The 24151-nt window shown below is 59.2% G+C and carries 26 protein-coding genes; 12 read left to right on the top strand and 14 right to left on the bottom strand.

Annotated features, from left to right (window positions below):
* Window positions 1-195: 195 nt before the first annotated feature.
* The 3 genes from AEQ63_RS23845 (at window position 196) to grxD (ending at window position 3166) form a co-directional block, all read left to right on the top strand.
* Window positions 196-486, top strand: coding sequence for a hypothetical protein (locus AEQ63_RS23845; protein ID WP_042607370.1), 291 nt, complete (start codon window positions 196-198; stop codon window positions 484-486).
* Window positions 487-621: 135 nt separating this feature from the next.
* A complete protein-coding gene (locus AEQ63_RS23840; protein ID WP_064365092.1) occupies window positions 622-2727 on the top strand; it encodes a molybdopterin oxidoreductase family protein in 2106 nt (701 codons plus the stop codon).
* A gap of 97 nt (window positions 2728-2824) precedes the next feature.
* Window positions 2825-3166, top strand: a complete 342-nt coding sequence (gene grxD, locus AEQ63_RS23835; protein WP_016773402.1) for a Grx4 family monothiol glutaredoxin — start codon at window positions 2825-2827, stop codon at window positions 3164-3166.
* Between the two features lie 200 nt (window positions 3167-3366).
* Here grxD and bfr read toward each other — a convergent pair whose 3' ends face one another.
* Both bfr and AEQ63_RS23825 read right to left on the bottom strand, forming a co-directional pair.
* Window positions 3367-3840: a bacterioferritin gene (gene bfr, locus AEQ63_RS23830; RefSeq protein WP_042607368.1), complete on the bottom strand. Its 474-nt coding sequence runs from the start codon at window positions 3838-3840 to the stop codon at window positions 3367-3369.
* Between the two features lie 201 nt (window positions 3841-4041).
* Window positions 4042-4260 (bottom strand): bacterioferritin-associated ferredoxin, encoded by a 219-nt coding sequence (locus AEQ63_RS23825; RefSeq protein WP_003227725.1) that lies wholly within the window; start codon window positions 4258-4260, stop codon window positions 4042-4044.
* Window positions 4261-4572: 312 nt separating this feature from the next.
* Between AEQ63_RS23825 and AEQ63_RS23820 the strand changes: the two genes are divergently transcribed.
* A complete protein-coding gene (locus tag AEQ63_RS23820; RefSeq protein WP_042607367.1) occupies window positions 4573-5175 on the top strand; it encodes a peroxiredoxin in 603 nt (200 codons plus the stop codon).
* A 74-nt stretch (window positions 5176-5249) separates the two neighbouring features.
* Here AEQ63_RS23820 and rnt read toward each other — a convergent pair whose 3' ends face one another.
* Together rnt and pyrC are read right to left on the bottom strand one after the other, a co-directional pair.
* The gene (gene rnt, locus AEQ63_RS23815; RefSeq protein ID WP_016773404.1) at window positions 5250-5927 is read right to left on the bottom strand and encodes a ribonuclease T; all 678 of its coding nucleotides are present in this window, start codon (window positions 5925-5927) and stop codon (window positions 5250-5252) included.
* Window positions 5924-6970, bottom strand: coding sequence for a dihydroorotase (gene pyrC, locus AEQ63_RS23810; RefSeq protein ID WP_016773405.1), 1047 nt, complete (start codon window positions 6968-6970; stop codon window positions 5924-5926). Before pyrC ends, rnt begins: the two co-directional genes overlap by 4 nt.
* Before the next feature lie 160 nt (window positions 6971-7130).
* Between pyrC and AEQ63_RS23805 the strand changes: the two genes are divergently transcribed.
* Together AEQ63_RS23805 and AEQ63_RS23800 are read left to right on the top strand one after the other, a co-directional pair.
* Window positions 7131-8045: a flagellar protein MotY gene (locus AEQ63_RS23805; RefSeq protein ID WP_064365091.1), complete on the top strand. Its 915-nt coding sequence runs from the start codon at window positions 7131-7133 to the stop codon at window positions 8043-8045.
* A 129-nt stretch (window positions 8046-8174) separates the two neighbouring features.
* The gene (locus tag AEQ63_RS23800) at window positions 8175-9392 is read left to right on the top strand and encodes an argininosuccinate synthase (RefSeq protein ID WP_064365090.1); all 1218 of its coding nucleotides are present in this window, start codon (window positions 8175-8177) and stop codon (window positions 9390-9392) included.
* Window positions 9393-9514: 122 nt separating this feature from the next.
* Here the strand turns inward: AEQ63_RS23800 and AEQ63_RS23795 are convergent, their stop codons facing one another.
* Window positions 9515-10225: a hypothetical protein gene (locus tag AEQ63_RS23795; RefSeq protein WP_064365089.1), complete on the bottom strand. Its 711-nt coding sequence runs from the start codon at window positions 10223-10225 to the stop codon at window positions 9515-9517.
* A gap of 463 nt (window positions 10226-10688) precedes the next feature.
* On the opposite strand from AEQ63_RS23795, the gene AEQ63_RS23790 reads away from it, so the two are divergent.
* Window positions 10689-11315 carry a response regulator transcription factor gene (locus tag AEQ63_RS23790; RefSeq protein WP_064365088.1) on the top strand — a complete coding sequence of 209 codons (627 nt, stop codon included), beginning with the start codon at window positions 10689-10691 and terminating at the stop codon, window positions 11313-11315.
* 88 nt (window positions 11316-11403) lie between these two features.
* On the opposite strand, the gene AEQ63_RS28835 is transcribed toward AEQ63_RS23790, so the two are convergent.
* The 8 genes from AEQ63_RS28835 to metG form a co-directional block, all read right to left on the bottom strand.
* Entirely contained in the window at window positions 11404-11580 is a 177-nt protein-coding gene (locus AEQ63_RS28835) for a PA3496 family putative envelope integrity protein (protein ID WP_042607363.1), read from the bottom strand.
* A 107-nt stretch (window positions 11581-11687) separates the two neighbouring features.
* Window positions 11688-12326 (bottom strand): endonuclease III, encoded by a 639-nt coding sequence (gene nth / locus AEQ63_RS23785; RefSeq protein ID WP_064365087.1) that lies wholly within the window; start codon window positions 12324-12326, stop codon window positions 11688-11690.
* A complete protein-coding gene (locus tag AEQ63_RS23780; RefSeq protein WP_064365086.1) occupies window positions 12323-12895 on the bottom strand; it encodes an Rnf-Nqr domain containing protein in 573 nt (190 codons plus the stop codon). The genes nth and AEQ63_RS23780 overlap by 4 nt, the downstream gene beginning before the upstream one ends.
* Window positions 12892-13497 carry an RnfABCDGE type electron transport complex subunit G gene (locus AEQ63_RS23775; RefSeq protein WP_064365085.1) on the bottom strand — a complete coding sequence of 202 codons (606 nt, stop codon included), beginning with the start codon at window positions 13495-13497 and terminating at the stop codon, window positions 12892-12894. Before AEQ63_RS23775 ends, AEQ63_RS23780 begins: the two co-directional genes overlap by 4 nt.
* Window positions 13494-14477 carry an RnfABCDGE type electron transport complex subunit D gene (locus tag AEQ63_RS23770; RefSeq protein ID WP_064365106.1) on the bottom strand — a complete coding sequence of 328 codons (984 nt, stop codon included), beginning with the start codon at window positions 14475-14477 and terminating at the stop codon, window positions 13494-13496. The genes AEQ63_RS23775 and AEQ63_RS23770 overlap by 4 nt, the downstream gene beginning before the upstream one ends.
* Window positions 14464-15468, bottom strand: a complete 1005-nt coding sequence (rsxB, locus tag AEQ63_RS23765; RefSeq protein WP_064365084.1) for an electron transport complex subunit RsxB — start codon at window positions 15466-15468, stop codon at window positions 14464-14466. The genes AEQ63_RS23770 and rsxB overlap by 14 nt, the downstream gene beginning before the upstream one ends.
* On the bottom strand, window positions 15465-16034 hold the full coding sequence (locus AEQ63_RS23760; RefSeq protein WP_064365083.1) for an Rnf-Nqr domain containing protein: 570 nt from the start codon (window positions 16032-16034) through the stop codon (window positions 15465-15467). Before AEQ63_RS23760 ends, rsxB begins: the two co-directional genes overlap by 4 nt.
* A gap of 113 nt (window positions 16035-16147) precedes the next feature.
* Window positions 16148-18199, bottom strand: coding sequence for a methionine--tRNA ligase (gene metG / locus AEQ63_RS23755; protein ID WP_064365082.1), 2052 nt, complete (start codon window positions 18197-18199; stop codon window positions 16148-16150).
* A 152-nt stretch (window positions 18200-18351) separates the two neighbouring features.
* Here metG and apbC point away from each other — a divergent pair, with 152 nt between their 5' ends.
* On the top strand, window positions 18352-19446 hold the full coding sequence (apbC, locus tag AEQ63_RS23750; protein WP_064365081.1) for an iron-sulfur cluster carrier protein ApbC: 1095 nt from the start codon (window positions 18352-18354) through the stop codon (window positions 19444-19446).
* Between the two features lie 131 nt (window positions 19447-19577).
* On the opposite strand, the gene AEQ63_RS23745 is transcribed toward apbC, so the two are convergent.
* Complete coding sequence (locus AEQ63_RS23745; RefSeq protein ID WP_064365080.1) at window positions 19578-20336, bottom strand: SDR family oxidoreductase; 759 nt, start codon at window positions 20334-20336, stop codon at window positions 19578-19580.
* A gap of 164 nt (window positions 20337-20500) precedes the next feature.
* Here AEQ63_RS23745 and AEQ63_RS23740 point away from each other — a divergent pair, with 164 nt between their 5' ends.
* The 4 genes from AEQ63_RS23740 (at window position 20501) to groL (ending at window position 24024) form a co-directional block, all read left to right on the top strand.
* Window positions 20501-21226, top strand: coding sequence for a HugZ family pyridoxamine 5'-phosphate oxidase (locus AEQ63_RS23740; protein ID WP_064365079.1), 726 nt, complete (start codon window positions 20501-20503; stop codon window positions 21224-21226).
* 71 nt (window positions 21227-21297) lie between these two features.
* Entirely contained in the window at window positions 21298-21774 is a 477-nt protein-coding gene (locus AEQ63_RS23735) for an FxsA family protein (protein ID WP_016773418.1), read from the top strand.
* 259 nt (window positions 21775-22033) lie between these two features.
* Window positions 22034-22327 carry a co-chaperone GroES gene (locus tag AEQ63_RS23730; RefSeq protein WP_007916610.1) on the top strand — a complete coding sequence of 98 codons (294 nt, stop codon included), beginning with the start codon at window positions 22034-22036 and terminating at the stop codon, window positions 22325-22327.
* A 50-nt stretch (window positions 22328-22377) separates the two neighbouring features.
* Window positions 22378-24024 (top strand): chaperonin GroEL, encoded by a 1647-nt coding sequence (groL, locus tag AEQ63_RS23725; RefSeq protein WP_064365078.1) that lies wholly within the window; start codon window positions 22378-22380, stop codon window positions 24022-24024.
* The last annotated feature ends 127 nt before the right edge of the window (window positions 24025-24151 follow it).

The following is a 24151-nucleotide window of genomic DNA, read 5'->3' as shown; positions in this document are numbered from 1 at the left end:
TCAGTACAACAGCGAGCTTCTTTGTACACTGGCCCCGCCGCGCTTGGCAATGTGCCGCGACGGCAACGGTGCGGCTTTGGTCGCTTTGCGCTCGCTGTGCCACGGATTCGCTTGGTCGGATGTTCAGACTGAAACATTTGCTAAAGCAAAGTGCTGGGTTATAAATAACTTTCGAGCGACGCAGGAAGCCTCCGCATGGAATCGAAAGAACAACTGTTAATGGAACTGCTGGGCCACACGGCTCGCTCTCTGACCCATCTCACCGCCTCGGTGACCTCGATGTCTTTCGAGTTGTTGCGCAGTGAAGACGAAGTGGTCAAATCCGCCGGTCGACACATGATCGATCGAATGGCCACCATCAGCGCCGGGCTCGACGAGCACTGGCGATTGATCGGCGAACTCACCGGCGTGCATGTCGCCCACGAGCAGATCGAAACCATCCAGGAAATCCAGCTGGCTGCACCGCCGCAGTTGCCTTCGAACTGATTGCAGCGGTTTATCGGCTGCCCTGATAACCGTCGATTCACAAGACGAACGTCGCTGGCGCAGCCTCTGTGCACGGGCCATAGTTTTGTTCCCGCGGGCGTGATTGCCTGCCTCCGAACAAGACAGAGACTGGCCATGACCAAGACTCTTCACCACCGTGCGTGCCACCTGTGCGAAGCCATTTGCGGCCTGACCATCGAAACCACAGAAACCGATGGCAACGTCGCGATCACCTCGATCAAGGGGGATGCCCTTGATACCTTCAGTCGCGGGCATATCTGCCCGAAAGCCGTGGCCCTGCAGGATATCCAGAATGATCCGGATCGCCTGCGCCAACCGATGCGTCGGGTCGGCAATGAATGGCTGCCGATCGAGTGGGACGAAGCCTTTGCGCTGGTGGCCGACAAGCTCGCGGCGATTCAGGAGCATCATGGGCAGAACGCGGTGGCGGTTTATCAAGGCAACCCGAGCGTGCACAACTACGGGCTGATGACCCACAGCAATTACTTCCTCGGTTTGCTGAAAACGCGCAATCGCTACTCGGCCACTTCAGTCGATCAACTGCCTCATCACCTCAGCAGCTACCTGATGTACGGCCACGGTTTGCTGTTGCCGATCCCGGACATCGACCACACCGATTTCATGCTGATCCTTGGCGGCAATCCGCTGGCCTCCAACGGCAGCATCATGACCGTGCCGGATGTCGAGAAACGCCTGAAGGCTATTCAGGCACGCGGCGGCAAAGTGGTGGTGGTCGATCCGCGGCGCAGCGAAACCGCAGCGATGGCCGATCAGCATGTGTTCGTCCGCCCGGGCGGCGACGCGGCGCTGTTGTTCGGCATGCTCAATACGCTGTTCAGCGAAGGCCTGACCCGCGACAGCCATTTGCCAGTCGAAGGCTTGGACGAGGTGCGCACTGCCGTGGCGTCGTTCACTGCCGAAGCCATGAGTCCATTGTGCGCCGTGCCGGCCGAACAGATTCGCCAACTGGCGCGCGACTTCGCTGCCGCACCGAGTGCTGTCTGCTACGGTCGCATGGGGGTTTCGACCCAAGCCTTCGGTACCTTGTGTCATTGGGTGGTGCAACTGATCAACCTGGTCACCGGCAATCTCGACCGCGTCGGCGGCGCGCTGTGCACCGAACCCGCTGTGGATCTGGTGGCGTCGACCTCGGGCGGGCATTTCAACAAATGGCAGAGCCGCGTTTCCGGGCGGCCTGAATACGGTGGGGAGTTGCCGGTCTCGGCGCTGGCCGAAGAGATGCTCACCGACGGCGAGGGCCAGATCCGCGCGTTGATCACCGTGGCCGGCAATCCAGTGTTGTCGACCCCCAACGGCCGGCAGCTGGAACAGGCGCTGGATGGCCTGGAGTTCATGCTCAGCATCGACCTGTACATCAACGAAACCACGCGCTATGCCGACCTGATCCTGCCGTCGACCTCGGCGCTGGAAAACGATCACTACGACACTACCTTCAACCTGTTCGCGGTGCGTAATGTGACCCGCTTCAATCGCGCGATCCTCGCCAAGCCCGAGGGCGCGCTGCATGACTGGGAGATCTTCGTCGGGCTGGCCAAGGCGTTCGCCGAGAATACCGGCAAAGAGCTGAAACCGACCATGCCGCCGGCGAAGATGATCGACATGGGCCTGCGCATGGGCCGCTATGGCGATGCGTCGGAGCACAAGCTGTCGCTGGCGACGCTGTTCGATCATCCGCACGGCATCGATCTGGGGGCGCTGAAGCCGAATCTGGCGACGCGACTGAAAACACCGAATCAGCATATTCAGGCCGCACCGCCGGAGATCCTCGCCGACCTCGCACGCTTTGCCGCTTTGCGGGCGCCAGCTGCCGATGAGTTGTTGATGATCGGCCGCCGCCATGTGCGCAGCAACAATTCGTGGATGCACAATTTTCATCGCCTGGTGAAGGGCAAGCCGCGGCATCAGTTGCTGATGCACCCGGATGATCTGGCCAGCCGTGGTCTGGTCGACGGGCAACGGGTTCGGGTGAGCTCGCGGGTCGGGCAGATCGAGGTGGAAGTGCTCGCCAGTCTCGACATGATGAAAGGCGTGGTCAGCCTGCCCCACGGTTGGGGCCACGCGCGCCCGGGCGTGCAGATGGTGATCGCCAGCAGCCAGCCGGGGTCGAGCGCCAACGACCTGACCGACGAGTGTCAACTCGACGAATTGTCGGGCAACGCGGCATTGAATGGCGTACCGGTGACGGTGGCGGCGGCTTGAGCGGGTCTGTCGGGGAGACCGAGCATGGCGCTCGGGATTCCGTTACAATGCGCCACCGTGCCGACCTCTGAGTCGGAAAGTTCAGCCGAGGTGCTCCATGGATATCATCGAAACGATTAAAGAGCAGATTGCCAACAACACCATTCTGCTTTACATGAAAGGCTCGCCGAATGCCCCGCAGTGCGGCTTCTCCGCAAAAGCTGCGCAGGCTGTGATGGCCTGTGGTGAAAAGTTCGCTTACGTGGACATCCTGCAGAACCCGGAAATCCGCGCCAACCTGCCTAAATACGCCAACTGGCCGACTTTCCCTCAACTGTGGGTCGGCGGTGAGCTGGTCGGCGGCAGCGACATCATGACCGAGATGGCAGCAGACGGTTCGCTGCAAAGCACCATCAAGGCGGCTGTCGAAGCGGCAGCGGCGAACAAGTCCGAAGCCTGATTCGCTTCAATGTAGGAGTGAGCCTGCTCGCGATAGCGTTCTGTCAGGTATTGAACTATCGACTGACACACCGCCATCGCGAGCAGGCTCACTCCTACAAGTGATTTGTGGTGTTGCCTGCATCGCACCAGGCATAAAAAAGCCCCGCACCTCCAAAGAGGGCGGGGCTTTTTTAGTGTCTCGATTCGACGAATGTCAGATCATTCTTCGCCCATCTGCGATTGCAGATAGTTTTCCAGACCGATCTTGTCGATCAGGCCGAGCTGGGTTTCCAGCCAGTCGATGTGTTCTTCTTCCGACTCGAGGATGTCTTCGAGCAGTTCACGGCTGCCGAAGTCGCCAACGGTTTCGCAATGGGCGATGGCGGCTTTCAGGTCAGCGTGGCCGGTCTTTTCGATGCGCAGGTCGCATTCGAGCATTTCGCGGGTGTGTTCGCCGATGTGCAGCTTGCCAAGGTCCTGCACGTTCGGCAGGCCTTCAAGGAACAGGATGCGCTTGATCAGCTTGTCCGCGTGCTTCATCTCATCGATGGATTCTTTGTATTCGTGCTTGCCAAGCTTGTTCAGACCCCAATCTTCGTACATGCGCGCATGCAGGAAGTACTGATTGATCGCGACCAGCTCATTGGCAAGGATCTTGTTGAGATGCTGGATGACTGTAATGTCGCCTTTCATGATCGGAGTCCTGCCCTGTATTAACCGTATATAAGGCGGAGTTTGAGCTCGGTATTTATAAGTGTCAAACCTAAGTTATTGAATAATAAATAAAAATTAATCGGAATAAGAATGTTTGTGTTCCGCGTCTGGACGCTAAGCAATTGATTTTCAGGCATAAAAAAACCGGACGCGAAGTCCGGTTCTTTGAAAAGGGGGCCATTACGCAGCAGTAAATTCTACCGGGTAGGGGATCGCTGCCTGGGCGGTTTGCAGCTTGGTCAGGGTTTCGCGCACTACTTCCTTGGCAAGGCAAGCGCATTTGCCGCACTGGCTGGCGACGCCGGTGGCCTGGCGAACTTCTTTATAGCTGCAGCAACCTTCATAGATCGCTTCGCGGATCTGTCCGTCGGTGACGCCAGTGCAGAGGCAAACATACATAAGTAAGAACCGTCGCTGGTTGTGACTCAATTGCGATGGATCTTAATGTTAACGAGAATGATTGTCAAAGTGCTTTCGGAACGCTTCCCAGCCAATTTGCCTGCGCCTGACGAACGGTATTTTCCAGGCGCTCGCTTTACCCAATGAATACGCGGTGGATAACCGAACAGGGAAAATCCGTTACGGACAGGCGAAATACGCAGTGTATGATGGTCGTCCCTTGCGAAGAGGGTTCGTGTCACAGGGCTGTCGCCTGAGGGTGACAGGCTGGCCCGGACCCTGAACTTCAAGTTTTTACACCAGGAGATATCAATGAGCGTACTCGTAGGCAAACAAGCCCCAGACTTCACCGTCCCGGCCGTACTCGGCAATGGCGAGATCGTTGACAGCTTCACCCTGTCCTCGGCCATCAAAGGCAAATACGGCCTGGTGTTCTTCTACCCACTGGACTTCACCTTCGTCTGCCCGTCCGAGCTGATCGCTCTGGACAACCGCATGGCTGACTTCAAGGCACGCAACGTGGAAGTGATCGCTGTGTCGATCGACTCGCACTTCACCCACAACGCCTGGCGCAACACTCCAGTGAACAATGGCGGCATCGGTCAGGTGAAATACACCATGGCTGCCGACATGAAGCACGACATCGCCAAGGCTTACGACGTTGAGTCCGAAGGCGGCGTGGCTTTCCGTGGCGCGTTCCTGATCGACGACAAAGGCATTGTCCGTTCGCAGATCATCAACGACCTGCCGCTGGGCCGTAACATGGAAGAGCTGATCCGTCTGGTCGACGCTCTGCAATTCCACGAAGAGCACGGCGAAGTCTGCCCGGCCAACTGGAAGAAAGGCGACAAAGGCATGAACGCTTCGCCAGAAGGCGTTGCGGCTTACCTGACCGAGAACGCTGCTGCCCTGTAAGGCGCAACGTCGAGGTACAAAAAAACCGGCCCAAGTGGCCGGTTTTTTCATGCGCGGGATTTGCTCGACGAGGATCAGTCGTCGAAGTCTTCCCAGCCGCCCATCTGCTTCCAGCGATTGACGATGCCGCAGAACAGCTCGGCGGTCTTTTCGGTGTCGTAGCGCGCCGAGTGCGCTTCACGACCGTCGAAATCGATGCCAGCCGCCTGACAGGCTTTCGCCAGCACGGTTTGACCGTATGCCAGACCCGCCAGGGTTGCGGTGTCGAAGCTGGAGAATGGGTGGAACGGGTTGCGCTTCATGTCCAGCCGCGCGACTGCCGCGTTGAGAAAGCCCAGATCGAAGCTGCTGTTGTGCCCGACCAGAATCGCCCGTTTGCAGCCGTTGGCTTTCAGCGCCTTGCGGATGCCACGGAAGATGTCGGTCAGCGCGGTTTCCTCGCTGACGGCCATGCGCAGCGGGTGATCAAGCTTGATCCCGGTGAACTCCAGCGCTGCCGCTTCAACGTTCGCACCTTCGAATGGCTCGACGCGGAAGAAGTAGGTGTGATCCGGGTACACGAAACCCTTTTCATCCATGGCGATGGTGGTCGCGGCAATCTCCAGCAGGGCGTCGGTGGCTGCGTTGAAGCCACCGGTTTCTACGTCGACGACAACCGGCAGGTAGCCGCGAAAACGTGCTGCCATCGGGTGACGGGAACCGCCGCCGCCACCTTGACCGTCCAGCTCATCGTCGAAATTGTCTTCACTCACGCGTGTTCCTCCAGCAGGCGCCAGCGCAGTTTTTCACCGGCGCGCAGCGGGATAACGGTCAGCTCGCCAAATGGCAGGCTGGTCGGGGCGGTCCATTCTTCGCGGACCAGGGTGATGCGATCGGTGTTCGCCGGCAGGCCGTAGAAGCGCGGGCCGTTGAGGCTGGCGAAGGCTTCGAGCTTGTCCAGCGCGTTACGTTGTTCGAACGCTTCGGCGTACATCTCGATGGCGGCGTAGGCGGTGTAGCAACCGGCGCAGCCGCAAGCGGCTTCCTTGGCGTGCTGGGCGTGGGGCGCCGAGTCGGTGCCGAGGAAGAACTTGGCGCTGCCGCTGGTGGCGGCGTCGAGCAAGGCTTCCTGATGGGTGTTGCGCTTGAGGATCGGCAGGCAGTAGAAGTGCGGCCGAATCCCGCCTACCAGCATGTGGTTGCGGTTGTACAGCAGGTGATGCGCGGTGATGGTCGCGCCAACATTGGCCGAGGCCTCGTTGACGAACTGCACGGCGTCGCCGGTGGTGATGTGTTCGAACACCACTTTCAGCGTCGGGAAGCGCTCGACCACGCGGCGCATGTGCTCATCGATGAAGATCTTTTCGCGATCGAACACATCGACGTCGCCACGGGTGACTTCACCGTGGATCAACAGCGGCATGCCGACTTCGGCCATGGCTTCCAGCGCCGGGAAGATCTTGTCGATACTGGTTACGCCGGAATCGGAGTTGGTGGTGGCGCCGGCCGGGTACAGCTTGGCGGCGTACACGAAACCGCTGGCCTTGGCCTGACGAATTTCTTCCGGTTGAGTGCGGTCGGTGAGGTACAGCACCATCAACGGCTCGAACTGACTGCCGGCCGGGCGGGCAGCGAGAATGCGCTGACGATAGCCGTCGGCTTCGGCGGCGTTGCGCACCGGCGGTACCAGGTTCGGCATGATGATCGCGCGCCCGAAGGTGCGGGCCACATCGGCAACGGTATTGGTCAACACGGCACCATCGCGAAGATGAATGTGCCAGTCGTCGGGACGCAGCAGGGTCAGGCGGTCGGACATGAGGGGATTCCAGGCGGGTCAAACTGAGGCGAATGCTACCGGAAAAGACTCTTGCAGGCACCCGCTATCAAGTTTTGCCACGAGCGTCCGATATCCCGAAGGTATGCCGTAAACATTGTGTGAATCGGTGTTTGTGTTTCACAAGCCAATGGAGCCTCCCGTGCGCCAGCGTTATTTAGCCCTGCTCAGTGTGTTTGCCAGCCTCCCCGCGATGGCGCTGACCTACCAGACCCGTCTGGAGAACATTGAGTGGACGGTCGCCGGCGACCAGTTCGAATGCCGCCTGACCCAGCCGATCACCGATTTCGGCTCGGGCGAGTTTGTGCGCAAGGCCGGTGAGCAGGCGATCTTTCGTCTGAACGCCTACAACGCCATGCTTGGCGGCGGTTCGGCAACCTTGCTCGCGGCGGCTGCACCGTGGCAGCCGGGGCGTGGCGACATCAACCTGGGCTCTGTGCGCCTGGGCAGTGGCAACGTGTTGTTCAACAGCTCGCAGTCCCAGGCCGGTGGATTGATCAGCGGCCTGCTGGACGGCCGCAGCCCGGTGGTACGCCGTGCTTCTGGCGATGGCCGCGTCTCCGAAGTGCGTCTGTTGCCGGTGAAATTCAGCAAGGCGTTCAACGATTACCAGACCTGTGTGGCGAAGCTGCTGCCGCAGAATTTCGACCAGATCAAACAGTCGCAGATCGGCTTCCCCGGCGAAGGCGTTGATCTGGACCCGGCTGCCAAGGCCAAACTGCAGGTGATGCTCGATTACATGAAGGCCGATCCGACGGTGAACCACATCGAACTCGATGGCCATTCCGACAACAGCGGCAATCGCCTGACCAACCGCGAACTGTCGCGCCGCCGGGCGCTGGCGGTGGTTGATTTCTTCAAGGCCAACGGCATCCAGGAATCGCAGATCACCGTGCGTTTCCACGGCGAGCAGTATCCGATCGTGCCGAACACCAGCAAGGCCAATCGTGCGAAGAATCGTCGGGTCAACGTGAAATTGTCGCGTGTGGCACCGACCACAGCCCCTGCGCCAGCACCGCAAGCGAGTACGCCAGCCACTGCCGCAACGACTTCCTGACTCGCCGGTCATCGTCGCGCTCTCGACAGATTCTGTCGCTTTGTCGTCTTAAGCTGTCGCGCCTCTGTAAATTATTGCGTTTGAGCGGTAGACTCCCCGGCTTTCCGTAGAACCCCGTGGAGTGATGGCATGGCGGACGTAAACAAGGTCGTTCTGGCGTATTCCGGCGGCCTGGACACTTCGGTGATCCTCAAGTGGCTGCAGGATACTTATAACTGTGAAGGGGTGACATTCACCGCCGATCTCGGTCAAGGCGAAGAGGTCGAGCCGGCCCGCGCCAAGGCTCAGGCCATGGGCGTCAAAGAAATCTACATCGACGACCTGCGCGAAGAGTTCGTGCGTGATTTCGTGTTCCCGATGTTCCGCGCCAACACCGTTTACGAAGGCGAGTACCTGCTGGGCACATCCATCGCCCGTCCGCTGATCGCCAAGCGTCTGATCGAAATCGCTAACGAAACCGGCGCCGACGCCATTTCCCACGGCGCCACCGGCAAGGGCAACGACCAGGTGCGTTTCGAACTGGGCGCCTACGCGCTCAAGCCAGGCGTTAAAGTGATTGCGCCATGGCGCGAGTGGGACCTGTTGTCCCGCGAGAAGCTGATGGACTACGCCGAGAAGCACGCGATCCCGATCGAACGCCACGGCAAGAAAAAATCCCCGTACTCGATGGACGCCAACCTGCTGCACATTTCTTACGAAGGCGGCGTGCTGGAAGATACCTGGACCGAGCACGAAGAAGACATGTGGCGCTGGACAGTCTCCCCGGAGAAGGCTCCCGACACCCCGCAGTATCTGGAACTGACCTACCGCAACGGCGATATCGTCGCGCTGGACGGCGTCGAAATGACCCCGGCCACCGTACTGGCGACGCTGAACAGGATCGGCGGGGAACACGGCATCGGTCGTCTCGACATCGTCGAAAACCGTTACGTGGGCATGAAGTCCCGTGGCTGCTACGAGACCCCGGGCGGCACCATCATGCTGCGCGCTCACCGCGCCATCGAATCGATCACTCTGGACCGCGAAGTCGCTCACCTCAAGGACGAGTTGATGCCGAAGTACGCCAGCCTGATCTACACCGGCTACTGGTGGAGCCCTGAGCGTCTGATGCTGCAGCAGATGATCGACGCTTCGCAGGTCAACGTGAACGGTGTGGTGCGCCTCAAGCTGTATAAAGGCAACGTGATCGTCACCGGGCGCAAGTCCGACGATTCGCTGTTCGACGCCAATATCGCGACCTTCGAAGAAGACGGCGGCGCCTACAACCAGGCGGACGCGGCGGGCTTCATCAAGCTCAACGCCTTGCGCATGCGCATTGCTGCCAACAAGGGCCGCAAGTTGTTCTGATCGATTCAGAACGACGCGCAATAAAAAAGGCGGCCTGTTCGGGGCCGCCTTTTTTTTGGAATTTTTGTCTGATTCATCAGGCTGGTCTCTCGTCTGTGCGCGTGCGGCGCATGACTCATCTGTCAGCTTGTTCTTCCCAACAACGTGACTGTCTGTGAGCACAGGTTGTAAACGATACACAGCGTCGCACCTGAGCCTTTCTTCGCTTGCCGGATCTGCTGCAATGCGGTGTGAGCCAGCGAGTCCGACACATGGTTGGACAAAAACACCAGCACTCGCGGGTTTTTCTTATCGGTTCTGCGCAAAGTCTCGAGAATCGCATCGAATTCCCTCGATGCATCAATATCCCTCGTGTCGATGATGTTCAGTTCGCTGATCAAGGGCGACAACTTGATGGTCTGTACAACCGGACTGGGTGGGTCGCCCATATCGGCTGGCGGATCTGGTGAGTTGTGTATTCGGCATGGCCGTTGAAACCTGCCATCACCCGTTTTACCCACGATGCTGCTGGTTATTTCGAAAGCGCACGGTGCGCCTGTCTCGTGCGGCGGTCCGTTTCGTTTGTTGACGCGCTCATGCTGCTCTGTTGCCCTTAAAAAGCTTTTGTCTTTGCCAAAATCCGAGGGTGAGTAGAGCGAGCGGTGGTTGAAGTTGAGGGTAATAAAAAAAAGAAACAACAAGTAGAAGGGAAAACTGATCAGAAACCAGACGTAGATTTCCCGATCCTTATTGTCAAGGAATGGCAGTGAGACGGCAGCCGATGTTTCCGAAATAATCGCAAATATTGCGATGACCGTCATTGGGTTGGTTATCTTTTTTTTTATCTTGAGCATTGTCTTGAGTTCGATAGGGTTGTTTGGCAGGTTGTATTTCTATTTATAGCAAAAGCAAGAATTTAAGTATGCGGCTGTTGTTTCAAGTTTTAAATTCCCGCTCAAGCACAGGGTGCTCTAAAGGATTCAGGCGCTACTGCGTAACGTTTCCATGATGAATGCCGCATTAGTACCGCCAGAGGTCCAGTGCTCCATGCCTCCCCGCTACTGAGGGCGGGCGTCGACAAGTCCGTTAACGGTTGGTGTAGGGCGCTGTCGCCATGGAATTGAAAATCCTCACACCGGGGTGAAGGAATTAGCCGAATAAACAGCGCGTCGAGGCTCGATTTGTGGGAATTATCCTCAATGCCTGTAGGGAATGTCTCTCGATGCAAGTGCGTGTAAAAGTTGTTATGCGATCGAGCAAGTGACTGGGATATCGTGCGTGTTCTAAAAATTCGAACAGCGAAAACTGGACTTGCCCATGAATAAAGTGCTGATCGTGGATGACCACCCCGTCATTCGACTTGCGGTACGTATGCTGATGGAACGGCATGGCTACGAAGTCATTGCAGAAACGGATAATGGCGTTGATGCACTACAAATTGCTCGCGAACAAATGCCGGATCTTGTCATTCTGGATATCGGAATACCCAAACTCGACGGGCTGGAAGTTATTGCACGCTTGACGTCCACCGTGATGCCGGTGAAAGTTCTGGTGCTGACTTCCCAGGCGCCCGGACATTTTTCAATGCGTTGCATGCAATCGGGCGCAGCAGGTTATGTGTGCAAGCAACAGGATCTGACCGAATTGCTGAGTGCAATCAAAGCAGTGCTCTCGGGATACAGTTACTTTCCCAACCAGGCCCTGCACACCGTGCGAACCAGTCTGGGCAATGCGAGTGAAGCAGACATGGTCGATCGCCTGTCCGGTCGGGAAATGATGGTGTTGCAACAGTTGGCGCGCGGCAAGACCAACAAGGAAATCGCCGATGGCATGTTTCTGAGCAACAAGACAGTGAGCACTTACAAGACTCGCCTGTTACTGAAACTCAATGCCCGCTCTCTGGTTGATCTGATCGAGCTGGCGCAGCGCAATGGCCTGGTCTGAACGATTCGACAGCTGAGACCGTCATGGGCCGATCAAGCTCAGTTGCCGCATAAAATGAAAAGCCTCCGTCAAGGGAGGCCTTCAGATATCAGAAATCAAAATCGTAGTCGGCCAATTGCCTTTGCAATCGGCGCTCCTCAAGCAGGTTGTCGATTGTGCGACGCTTGCTGAGGTTGGTCTTGGCCACTTCAACCACCGGTTCGACCTCATCGGTATCGGTGGAAATAAGCTCTTCTACATCCAGTTGCTCTGTGTCGGTACTCATGAAGTCAACTCCCGGCTAAGACTGCCTTTGGCGCTCCTTATATCGACATTACTGCGGCGGGTAAAAAAGATTTTTTCAATCGATGGATGCAAAAAACTGATGGGGGATCAATCGTCGGAAGTTTTGTGTTTGTATTCGCACAGATCTTCGATGCGGCAGCTGCCGCAGCGCGGTTTGCGAGCCAGGCACACATAACGGCCGTGCAGAATCAACCAATGGTGCGAGTCGAGCAGGAATTCTTTCGGTACAAACTTCATCAACTTCATTTCAACTTCCACCACGTTTTTCCCCGGCGCGATGCCGGTGCGGTTGCTGACGCGGAAAATGTGCGTGTCGACCGCCATGGTCAGTTGACGGAAAGCCGTGTTGAGTACCACGTTGGCAGTCTTGCGCCCGACGCCCGGCAAGGCTTCCAGTTCCTCGCGAGTCTGCGGGACATCACCGCCATGGCGCTCTACCAGCAGGCGACAGGTTTCGATGACGTTTTTCGCCTTGCTGTTGTAGAGGCCGATCGTCTTGATGTATTCCGACAACCCCTCGACGCCCAGTGCGTGAATCGCGGCGGGTGTGTTGGCGACGGGGAAGAGTTTGGCAGTGGCCTTGTTGACCCCCACATCGGTAGACTGCGCCGAAAGAATTACCGCAATCAGTAACTCGAAGGGCGAAGAATAGGCCAGTTCGGTTTTCGGCTCGGGATTGTCTTCGTGCAGTCGGCGAAATATCTCAAGACGTTTTGCAGCATTCATGGGCGATGCGTTTCCTTGGTGACAGAGTTGCGGCGTCTCCACGCCTGACGAATGGCGAGAAGCAGACCGAGTAAAACAAAAGCGCCGGGAACCAGCGTAATCAGATGCAGCCCTTCGGGAAATAAAACCAGACCTTGCCAATGTGCCGCCAGCCCTCGGCCAAGGGTGCCGTGACCGATAATCTCCCGCAGCCCGCCGAACAACAGCATGAGCGCGCCGAACAAAGCGCAGCGTTTGACGCGGGCAGCGACGGGCTCGCCGAAGAAGCCGTGGTACTCAAGCACGACGCAGTACAAGGCGATCAACCCTATATAGAGCTCGGACTTCTGCTGCCATGGCAAAAACCAGCGTTGCGCGGCGAGATCCGCGCAACTGGTCAATGTCGCGGCGACGATCAGGCTGATCAGCAACGCGCTCATGCCCTTCACACGTTTGCGCAACGGCGACATGCAGACAGCAAAAACGCCGAGTACAGCGCCGAGCATCATGGTCATCCCCAGCGCCGCGTCCAACGTGGGTGTGGCACCCAGGAGCGGCACCAGCATCAATAAACTCACCGTGTGTTTCATGGGCCAGCCCCCAACAGCCGCTCCCGATGCTCATCGAAATAACGCAGTGCGTCATGAATTGCATGGAGGGTGGCACGGGAGGTGATGGTCGCGCCGGCGATCTGATCGAATTGCCCTTGATCCTTTTTCAGCGCCCAACCGGGGTCTGTCGGTTCATTGCGAGATTTACCGGTGAAACGCTGCAGCCAGGCATTCGGCCATTCACCAAGGTAGCCACCCAATCCCGGCGTTTCGCGCTGCTCCAGGGTTTTCACACCAAGGAGTCTGCCGTTGGCATCGATGGCGATCAGCAGTTCGAGCGTGCCTGCGTAACCCTCACTGCGACTGCGCAACAGCACGGCTACCGTTTGCCCGGATCGCATCGCCCGATAGCCGCCCGACAAAATGCTATGGCGCAACGTCACCTTGCCGAGGGCTAGCGGCCGTTCCAGCGGTTGATTGTCGTAATACCCGGCAGGGAGCACATCGAGCAGTTTGCGGCTGGCGCGCAAGCGTTGCTCGGCGCTGATCTGCGGCGCGCTGCTGCGTTGCAGCAGGTACGTCGCGCTGACGCCGCCGAGTGCGAGCAGCACAACCGTCACGACACTGGCCGAGCGGTTCATGCGCTCACCGGCGGCTGACGCCTGGCGGCGAAGCGCTCCAGTGCCGGTACCAGAAGATTCATCAGCAATACCGCGAACGCGACGCCGTCGGGGTAACCACCCCACGTGCGAATCAGATAAGTCAGCAGGCCGACGCCGATGCCGAACAACAGGCGGGCGAGGGGGCTTTTTGCACCGGAGACCGGTTCGGTGACGATAAAGAATGCACCGAGCATCGTGGCGCCGCTGAGCAGGTGAAACAGCGGCGAGCCATGGGAATCCGACCCCGAGCCGTTCCAGCACAACAGACTGATGACGAACAGACTGGCAAGCATGCCCACCGGCGCGTGCCAGGAAAAGACCCGCCGCTGCAACAGGAACAGGCCTCCGAGCAGGAACGCCAGATTCACCCACTCCACACCGCGCCCGCCAAAACGGCCGAAGGCCGGATTGCCGGCGAACAGCTCATCCATGGTCAGGCTTTTATTGATGCGCAAGCTGTCCAGTGCCGTGGCCTGCACCCAGGCGTCCGGCGCTGGTGCCGGACTGAAAACCTGTTGCAGCGCTGAAAGGAAATCAAGGCCATGACCCGGCCAGTGCGTCATCGCTTGCGGGAACAGCGCGATGCTCAAGGCAAAGCCAAGCATGGCCGGGTTGAACGGGTTCTTGCCGACGCCGCCATACAGGTGCTTGCCGAACAACAAACCCGAGGCGGTTGCGATGACCGTCAGCCACCAAGGGCAATAAGCGGGCAGCGCAACGGCCAGCAACATCGCGCTGACCAGCGCACTGCCATCGAGCAACGCAGGTTGCAGCGCTTGCCGACGCAGACGGGCAACGCCAGCCTCGACGAGCAAAGCGCTGACGACCGCCAGCAGCAGGTTGATCAACACGCCCCAGCCATACAGCCAGAACAAAGCAAGCAGCCCCGGCAGAGCTGCGAGCAGCACGCTATTCATCGCCTGTTGCAGGCGAGCGTCCGCTGCCTCAAGGGGCGGCATGGTCTTGCACCCGGCGCTCGGCATCGGTCACGGCGTGTTCCAGCGCGGCGATCTGCTCCGGCGCAGCCTCCGCGGCCTGGGCCTTTTTCAATTCGGCGCGGCGCATGGCCAACTGAATCTTCGCTCGCTTCAACTCTGCGTCGTTGCTCGGGGCAGGGATGGCGGGAATAGCCGGTTGACTGCTTTCCAGCTTCGCCAGTGCTTGCTCGGCGACTTCGAATTGTTGCTGCAGCACGATCAATTGCGCCTGCTGCTCGAACGTCGGCGGATGACCAAAGGCTTTCAGGGATTTGTGCAGTTGCGCACGACTCATCGCCACATCGACCTTGGCCTTCTTCAGTGCCGCATCTGCGTTCGCCGCTTTTTGCGCACGCACCCGGTCAAGGGCGGCCTGCACCGGGTCGGCGGTGGAAACTTGCGGCTGTGCCGCACGCTGGGCTCGCGCCTCACGTTCGGCCTGTTTTTGCTGTTCTTCACGCAGCAGGCGCTGGTTGCGGCGCTCGAAACGCTGGCGCGCATGGTCACGCTTTTCAGCGCGGGCGCGCTGTTCATCAAGATCGAATGCGAGACCGCCAACCACCGGGATCGTGTTCGCAGGCAGAGGATGCATCTCGATGCAATCGACCGGGCATGGCGCGACGCACAGGTCACAACCGGTGCATTCGTCGATCAACACCGTGTGCATCAGTTTTGCCGCGCCGACGATGGCATCGACCGGGCAGGCCTGAATGCACTTGGTGCAGCCGATGCATTCGGCCTCGCGGATGAACGCCACCTGCGGCGGTGCCGGGCCCCGGCTGATGTCCAGTTCCAGCACCGGTATTTTCAACAGCTCGGCGAGGGCAGCGATGGTTTCCTCGCCGCCCGGCGGGCATTTGTTGATCGGCTCGCCATCAACGATGCCTTGCGCATAGGGTTTGCATCCGGGATGGCCGCACTTGCCGCATTGGGTCTGCGGCAGCAGGGCATCGATGCGTTGAATCAGACTCATGTTTTGATCAATCCACTGAATCCGAGAAAAATCACTGCGATCAGTCCGGCGCTGATCAGCTCGATCGGCAGGCCGCGAAAGGGCAGGGGAATATCGTTGGCGGCCGTGCGTTCACGCAGGTCGCAGAACACGCTCAGCACCAGCCAGAAACCCAGCCCTGCACCCAAACTCAAAGCTGTCGCGTGCAGCAGGCCATGATCGTTTTGCGCATTGATCAAGGCCAGCCCGAGTACCCCGGCATTGCCGAGCAGCAGCGGCCACAATCCAGCGAACGGCCAATCGGGCAGGCCGCGCGCCAGCAGTTTCAGCAGCGGCGCGATCAACAACACACTCAGCGGCAGGAACACGAACAGACGCAGCGCTTCAAGCTTCAGTGGCACCAGCATCCACTGCCAGATCGCCTGACCGATGACGCCGACGATCATCATCAGGCACAACGTCGCCAACCCCAGCGCATGGACTTGCCGTCGGCTACCCGCCAGCAGCGGAGCGACGCCCAGCGGCCAGTGCAACACGAAGTTGTTGAGCAGCGCAGCACTGATCAGCGTTAACACGAGTTCGGTCATGGTTCTGCCAGCGAAACGGGCGGGTATCCTTAAGGTTAGGCACTATCCGGCCAGATATGAAAAATCCCACCGGCATGCGGGGCACGTCGGTGGGATCGTTTTACGGCAACGTCTTACTTGATGCGCTGACCCGGCTTGGCGCCGCTGTCCGGACTCAGCAGGTAGATCTCTTCACCGCCGGGACCTGCAGCCATCACCATGCCCTCGGAAATACCGAATTTCATTTTCCGTGGCTTGAGGTTGGCGATCATCATGGTCAGGCGACCGTCGAGTTTGGATGGATCCGGGTAAGCGCTCTTGATCCCGGAGAACACATTGCGTTGCTCGTCACCGATATCGAGGGTCAGGCGCAGCAGTTTGTCGGCGCCCTCCACGTGTTCGGCCTTGACGATCAGCGCCACGCGCAGGTCGATGGCGGCGAACGCGTCGAAATCGATTTCCGGCGACAGCGGATCCTTGGCCAGCTCGCCGTTGCCCGCAGGCTTGGCTTCGCCGGTGTCGGTCTGGCTGGCGGTCAGGTCTTCTTTCGAGGCGTCGGTCATGGCTTGCACTTTTACCGGGTCGATGCGGGTCATCAACGGTTTGAATTCGTTCAACTGATGGTTGGCCAGCAGGGTGGGGTGGTCGGTCCAGGTCAGCGGCGCGACGTTGAGGAACGCCTCGGCATCGGCGGCCAGCAGCGGCAGCACCGGTTTGAGGAAGATCACCAACTGGCGGAACAGGTTGATGCCGGTGGCGCAGATTGCCTGGACTTCATCCTGCTTGCCTTCCTGCTTGTTCAGCGACCACGGTGCCTTGTCGGCGATCCACGCGTTGGCGCGGTCGGCCAGGGCCATGGTTTCACGCATGGCACGGGCGAAGTCGCGGGCTTCATAGGCGTCGGCAATGCTCGGCGCAGCGGCGAGGAAGGCCTCGGTCAGTTCCGGCGCGGCATTGTTGTCGACCAGCAGGCCAGCGTTGCCCTTGTGAATGAAACCGGCGCAACGGCTGGCGATGTTGACCACTTTGCCGACCAGGTCGGAGTTGACCTTCTGCACGAAGTCTTCGAGGTTCAGGTCGAGGTCATCGACGCCACGGCCCAGTTTGGCTGCGTAGTAATAGCGCAGGTATTCCGGCGACAGGTGATCGAGATAGGTGCGGGCCTTGATGAAGGTGCCGCGCGACTTCGACATTTTCTGGCCGTTGACGGTCAGGTAGCCGTGCACGTTGATGCCGGTCGGCTTGCGGTAGCCGGCGCCTTCAAGCATGGCTGGCCAGAACAGCGCGTGGAAGTTGACGATGTCCTTGCCGATGAAGTGATACAGCTCGGCGGTCGAGTTCTTGCCCCAGAACGCGTCGAAGTCAAGCGCAGGCTTACGGTCGCAGAGGTTCTTGAAACTCGCCATGTAGCCGATCGGCGCATCCAGCCAGACGTAGAAATACTTGCCCGGTTCGCCCGGAATCTCGAAACCGAAGTACGGCGCATCGCGGGAGATGTCCCACTGTTGCAGGCCGGCGTCCAGCCATTCGGCGATTTTGTTGGCCACGGCGTCCTGCAGGGTGCCGCTACGGGTCCAGGCCTGGAGCATGTCCTGGAAATCCGGCAGCTTGAAGAAGAAGTGCTGGGAATCCTTGAGCACCGGGGTGGCGCCGGAGATCGCCGACTTCGGATCTTTCAGGTCGGTCGGAGCGTAGGTCGCGCCGCATTTTTCGCAGTTGTCGCCGTACTGGTCTTCGGTGCCGCATTTCGGGCAGGTGCCCTTGATGAAGCGGTCGGCCAGGAACATTTTCTTTTCCGGGTCGAAATACTGGGTGATCGAGCGCTGGGCGATGTGCCCGGCGTCACGCAGCTTGAGGTAGATCTGGCTCGACAGCTCACGGTTTTCTTCGGCGTGAGTGGAGTGGAAGTTGTCGAAATCAACCAGGAAATCGGCAAAGTCGGCGCTGTGTTCAGCCTGCACGTTGGCGATCAGTTGTTCCGGGGTGATGCCTTCCTTTTCCGCGCGCAGCATGATCGCCGAACCGTGGGCGTCGTCGGCGCAGACATAGATGCATTGGTTGCCGCGATGCTTCTGGAAGCGCACCCACATATCGGTCTGGATGTATTCCAGCATGTGGCCAAGGTGGATCGAACCGTTGGCGTAGGGCAGGGCGCTGGTGACGAGGATCTTGCGTGGCTCGGACATGGGGCTTCGCTACTTGATGAAACGGAGGTCGGCCACTATAAAGCGCCGGCAAAGATATTTCACCCCTGCAAATGGTTGCCGGGCATGCCGTCTGGAGGGCAGAAGGGGTAGGATAGCCGCCATCCTTTCCAGTCTTGTTATCGGAGTTGCCCATGAGCGCCGTCACTCGCGCAGCGGTGGAAGCCGTCCTCAGCCAATACACCGACCCTTACCTGAACCAGGACCCGCTCAGCGCCGGTTGCGTGAAAAACATCGAGATCATCGGTGACCGCGTCAATGTGCAGATGGAAATCGGCTATGCCGCGGGGCTGTTCAAGAGCGGTTGGGCGCAGATGCTGCAACTGGCAATCGAAAATCTCGACGGCGTCACGGCAGCGAAAGTCGAGGTCACCAGCGTGATCGCCGCGCACAAGGCCCAGGCGCAGATTCCGGGGCTGGCCAACGTCAAGAACGTCGTCGCCGTCGCTTCCGGCAAGGGCGGCGTGGGCAAATCCACCACTGCCGCCAACCTCGCACTGGCACTGGCCCGCGAAGGCGCCAAGGTCGGCATCCTCGACGCCGATATCTACGGCCCGAGCCAGGGCATCATGTTCGGCATCCCCGAGCGCACCCGCCCGGAAATCAAGGATCAGAAGTGGTTCGTGCCGCTCAAGGCCCACGGTGTGGAAGTCATGTCGATGGCATTCCTGACCGACGACAACACGCCGATGGTCTGGCGCGGGCCGATGGTTTCCGGGGCGCTGCTGCAACTGGTCACGCAAACCGCGTGGGGCGATCTGGATTACCTGGTCATCGACATGCCACCAGGCACCGGCGACATCCAGCTGACCCTGGCGCAGAAAGTCCCGGTGGCGGGCGCGGTGATCGTCACCACGCCGCAGGATCTGGCGCTGCTCGATGCACGCAAAGGCGTGGAAATGTTCCGCAAGGTCAACATTCCGGTGCTGGGCGTGGTGGAAAACATGGCCGTGCACATCTGCTCGAACTGCGGGCATGCCGAGCATCTGTTCGGTGAAGGTGGCGGTGAGAAACTGGCCACCCAGTACGGCGTCGAACTGCTGGCCTCGCTGCCGCTGTCGATGCTGATCCGCGAACAGGCCGACGGCGGCAAGCCAACCGTGATCGCCGAGCCGGACAGCCAGATCGCCATGGTCTATCAGGAACTGGCCCGCCACGTCGGCGCGCGCATTGTGTTGCAGGAAGCCGTTACGCCGGCGATGCCGAACATCACCATCAGCGACGATTGATCAATTCGCAACACCGATAACCCTGTAGGAGTGAGCCTGCTCGCGATTGCGGTCGTTCATTCAACGCATCTGTTGAATGTTAATCCGCTATCGCGAGCAGGCTCACTCCTACAGTGGTTTTGTGGTGGGACTTAGATACGCAACCCGCCATCCATCTCCAGAATCCGCCCGGTGTAATAGTCGTTCTCGAAGATATACGCCGCCGAATGGGCGATCTCTTCCGGCTTGCCCATGCGCTTGAGCGGAATACCCGAGGTCATCTTCTCCAGCGCTTCCGGCTTCATGCCCAGGGTCATCTCGGTTTCGATGAAGCCCGGCGCAATGCCCGCGACGCGAATGCCGTAACGCGCCAGCTCTTTTGCCCAGGTCACGGTCGCCGCCGCTACGCCAGCCTTGGCTGCCGAGTAGTTGGTCTGGCCGACGTTACCCGCGCGGGAGATCGACGAAATATTGATGATCGCGCCGCTGTTCTTCAGCTCGACCATTTTCGCCGCGACTTCACGGGTGCAGAGGAACACGCCGGTCAGGTTGACGTCGATCACCGCCTGCCACTGGGCGAGGCTCATCTTGCTCATCTCGCCGTCCTTGACCTTCAGCAGCAGACCATCGCGCAGGATCCCGGCGTTGTTGATCAAGCCGTGGATGGCGCCGAAGTCTTCGGCCACTTGCGCGACCATGTGCTCGACCTGTTCTTCATTGGCGACGTTGCACAGGTAGCTGCGCGCGTCGACACCCTGGGCTTTGCAGGCGGCCACGGCGTCGTCGAGTTTTTCCTGATTCAGATCGACCAGGGCCAGTTTCGCTCCCTTGCCGGCGAAATACTCGGCCATGGAGCGGCCCAAACCCTGGCAACCGCCGGTGATAATGATTACTTTGTCGTTGAGTTGCATTCGCATGTCCCGCTGGCAGGTCTGAGTTGTTTTTGTTGTCGGCAACGCTCGATCGGCACCGGTCCGGGCCTGGTTGCACTAGAACATTTGCCCGATGCGCGCCGGTTACTTTTCACTGCGCGCCTGTCCGTTTTCTAGACGGAACCCATTTAAGGAGTCACAAATTGAGCGCTGAAGTGGCGAAGAATGCCCGAGAATTGCTTCTCAAGGAATACCGTGGAGTGCTGTCGACCCATTCCAGATCGATGCCGGGTTTTCCCTTCGGCTCGGTTGTGCCGTATTGCCTGGACGAGCAGGGCCGGCCGCTGATTCTGATCAGCCGCATCGCCCAGCACACCCACAACCTGCAGAAGGATCCGAAGTGCTCGATGCTGGTGGGCGAGCGCGAGGCCGACGATGTGCAGGCGGTCGGGCGTCTGACCTATCTGGCGCAAGCGCGGAAGCTCGAAGACCCGGCAGCCATCGAGGCCGCCGCCGAACGTTATTACCGCTATTTCCCAGACTCGCAGAATTATCACCAGGCTCATGATTTCGATTTCTGGGTGCTCGATCCGGTGCGCCATCGCTACATCGGCGGGTTTGGCGCGATCCACTGGGTCGACCATCTGGTCCTGGCCAACCCGTTCGCCGGCAAGGCGGAAATCAGCATGGTCGAGCACATGAACAGCGACCACGCCAAAGCCATCGCCCATTACGTCGCGCTGGCGGGGCTGCCGAACAGCGAGCCGGCGCAACTGGCCGGCATCGACAGCGAAGGCATGCATCTGCGCATCGGTCAGGCGCTGTACTGGTTACCCTTCGCGGCGCCATGTAATACGCCGACACAAGTGCGCGAGGCCTTGGTTTCATTGGCTCACGCCGAGGTCTGGCCAAAAAAACCGGATTCTTAAGGTTGAATTCACGCAAGGGCGACGTCATCTAAGGCTTACTGCAAGGCATTTCTTGCGTTGAGGAAACTTTGATGCGCCCTTTTCTGTTGCTCTTTCTGCTGTTTCCAGTGCTGGAGCTGTTCGTATTCGTCAAAGTGGCAGGCTCTATCGGGTTCTTCCCGGCCCTGCTGCTGATCATTCTCGGCTCGATGTTCGGTGTGTTCGTGCTGCGCGTCGCCGGTCTGGCCACCGCATTGCGTGCCCGGGAAAGCCTGAATCGCGGCGAGTTGCCCGCGCAGACCATGCTCGAAGGCCTGATGCTGGCGCTGGCTGGTGGCCTGTTGATCATTCCCGGCTTCATCAGTGACGTGGTCGGTCTGGTGATGCTGTTGCCGGTCACTCGTCGTCTGCTGGCGAACAAGATGCGCCAGCGCGCCGAAGATCAGGCCATGCGCCAGCGCGCTTTCGCCGACGACCTGCAACCCCGTGGCGGCCCGGCCCCGCGCGAGCCGCTCGGTCGAGAGCCGAATGTGATCGAAGGCGAGTTCGAACACCGCGACAACAAGTGACATCAGCATCGACACGGCACCTGCGGGTGCCGTGCTCGTTTATGGCTGTTATTTACCGTGTCTGGATGAAAAATTTTTTCCGCCAGCCCTTGTAATCGGCTTGTACGCCCCTATGTATCGGTCACCGAAAGGTTTCCGGTATTTGAACCGGACAGACTTCCGCGGTTCGCTCGACGAATCGCGACCGGCGCAGGCCGGATTTGTTAAACCCGCCGGGACTACACCGGCCGATGAAAACCACAATTAGGAGAGATCGACAATGAAGCTTCGTCCTCTGCATGACCGCGTCGTTATCCGTCGCAGCGAAGAAGAAAAGAAAACCGCTGGCGGTATCGTCCTGCCAGGTTCGGCTGCTGAAAAAGCCAACCACGGTGTGATTCTCGCTGTAGGCCCGGGCAAAGCTCTGGAAAACGGTGAAGTGCGTGCACTGTCCGTGAAGGAAGGCGACAAGGTTGTGTTCGGTCCCTACTCCGGCAGCAACACTGTGAAAGTCGATGGCGAAGACCTGCTGGTAATGAGCGAGAACGAAATTCTCGCGGTTATCGAAGGCTGATACTCCCGTTCATTTTCCCGTTACTACAAAGTATTTAAGGAATATCGATCATGGCTGCTAAAGAAGTTAAGTTCGGCGATGCCGCCCGCTCCAAGATGCTCAAAGGCGTCAACGTTCTGGCTGACGCGGTAAAAGCGACCCTGGGCCCGAAAGGCCGTAACGTGATCCTCGAGAAGAGCTTCGGCGCTCCGACCATCACCAAGGACGGCGTTTCCGTCGCCAAAGAGATCGAACTCGAAGATCGTTTCGAAAACATGGGCGCGCAGCTGGTCAAAGACGTTGCCTCCCGTGCCAACGATGACGCTGGTGACGGTACTACCACCGCTACCGTTCTGGCTCAGTCGATCGTCAACGAAGGCCTGAAAGCCGTCGCTGCCGGCATGAACCCGATGGACCTCAAGCGCGGCATCGACAAGGCGACCATCGCCATCGTCAAAGAGCTCAAAGCCCTGTCCAAGCCATGCGCTGACTTCAAGGCCATCGCTCAGGTCGGCACCATCTCGGCCAACTCCGACAACTCCATCGGCGACATCATTGCCGAAGCCATGGAAAAAGTCGGTAAAGAAGGCGTGATCACCGTTGAAGAAGGCTCGGGCCTGGAAAACGAACTGTCGGTTGTAGAAGGCATGCAGTTCGACCGTGGCTACCTGTCGCCATACTTCGTCAACAAGCCGGACACCATGGTTGCCGAGCTCGACGGCCCGCTGATCCTGCTGGTCGACAAGAAGATCTCGAACATCCGCGAAATGCTGCCAGTGCTGGAAGCCGTTGCCAAAGCCGGCCGTCCACTGCTGATCGTGGCCGAAGACGTTGAAGGCGAAGCCCTGGCGACTCTGGTTGTGAACAACATGCGTGGCATCGTCAAAGTCGCTGCCGTCAAGGCACCGGGCTTCGGCGACCGTCGCAAGGCCATGCTGCAGGACATCGCTGTTCTGACCGGCGGTACCGTGATCTCCGAAGAGATCGGTCTGAGCCTGGAAAGCACCACCCTGGAGCACCTGGGTAACGCCAAGCGCGTGACCCTGTCCAAGGAAAACACCATCATCGTTGACGGTGCTGGCGTACAGGCAGACATCGAAGGCCGTATCGCTCAGATCCGTGCCCAGGTTGCCGAAACGTCCTCGGACTACGACCGTGAAAAACTGCAAGAGCGTCTGGCCAAGCTGTCCGGCGGCGTTGCAGTGATCAAGGTTGGCGCTGGTTCCGAAGTTGAAATGAAAGAGAAGAAAGCCCGCGTTGAAGACGCCCTGCACGCAACCCGTGCAGCCGTTGAAGAAGGCGTGGTACCTGGCGGTGGCGTGGCGCTGATCCGTGCTCTGGAAGCACTGACCGAGCTGACCGGCGACAACGCTGACCAGAACGTCGGTATCGCTGTGCTGCGTCGCGCTGTTGAAGCGCCGCTGCGTCAGATCGCTGCCAACTCCGGTGACGAGCCAAGCGTAGTCGTCAACGAAGTGAAGAACGGCAAAGGTAACTTCGGTTACAACGCTGCTTCCGGCGAATACGGCGACATGATCGAAATGGGCATCCTGGACCCAACCAAGGTAACCCGTTCGGCTCTGCAAGCCGCAGCTTCGATCGGCGGTCTGATCCTGACCACGGAAGCAGCTGTTGCTGACGCACCGAAGAAAGAAGGTGCAGCGGGCGGCGGCATGCCAGACATGGGCGGCATGGGTGGCATGGGCGGCATGATGTAAGCCAGCCCTGGCCCTGTAACGCAAAACCCCGCTGGCGAAAGTCAGCGGGGTTTTTTATTGCCCGAATTCCAGAGTTGCACCGCCCCCTGTAGGAGTGAGCCTGCTCGCGATAGCGGTATGTCAGTCA

The organism is Pseudomonas sp. RIT-PI-o, assembly GCF_001297215.1.
Classification (GTDB): Bacteria; Pseudomonadota; Gammaproteobacteria; order Pseudomonadales; family Pseudomonadaceae; genus Aquipseudomonas; species Aquipseudomonas moraviensis_A.
Note: the sequence above shows the minus strand (reverse complement) of the source record. Positions and strands in the feature narration are given on the sequence as shown.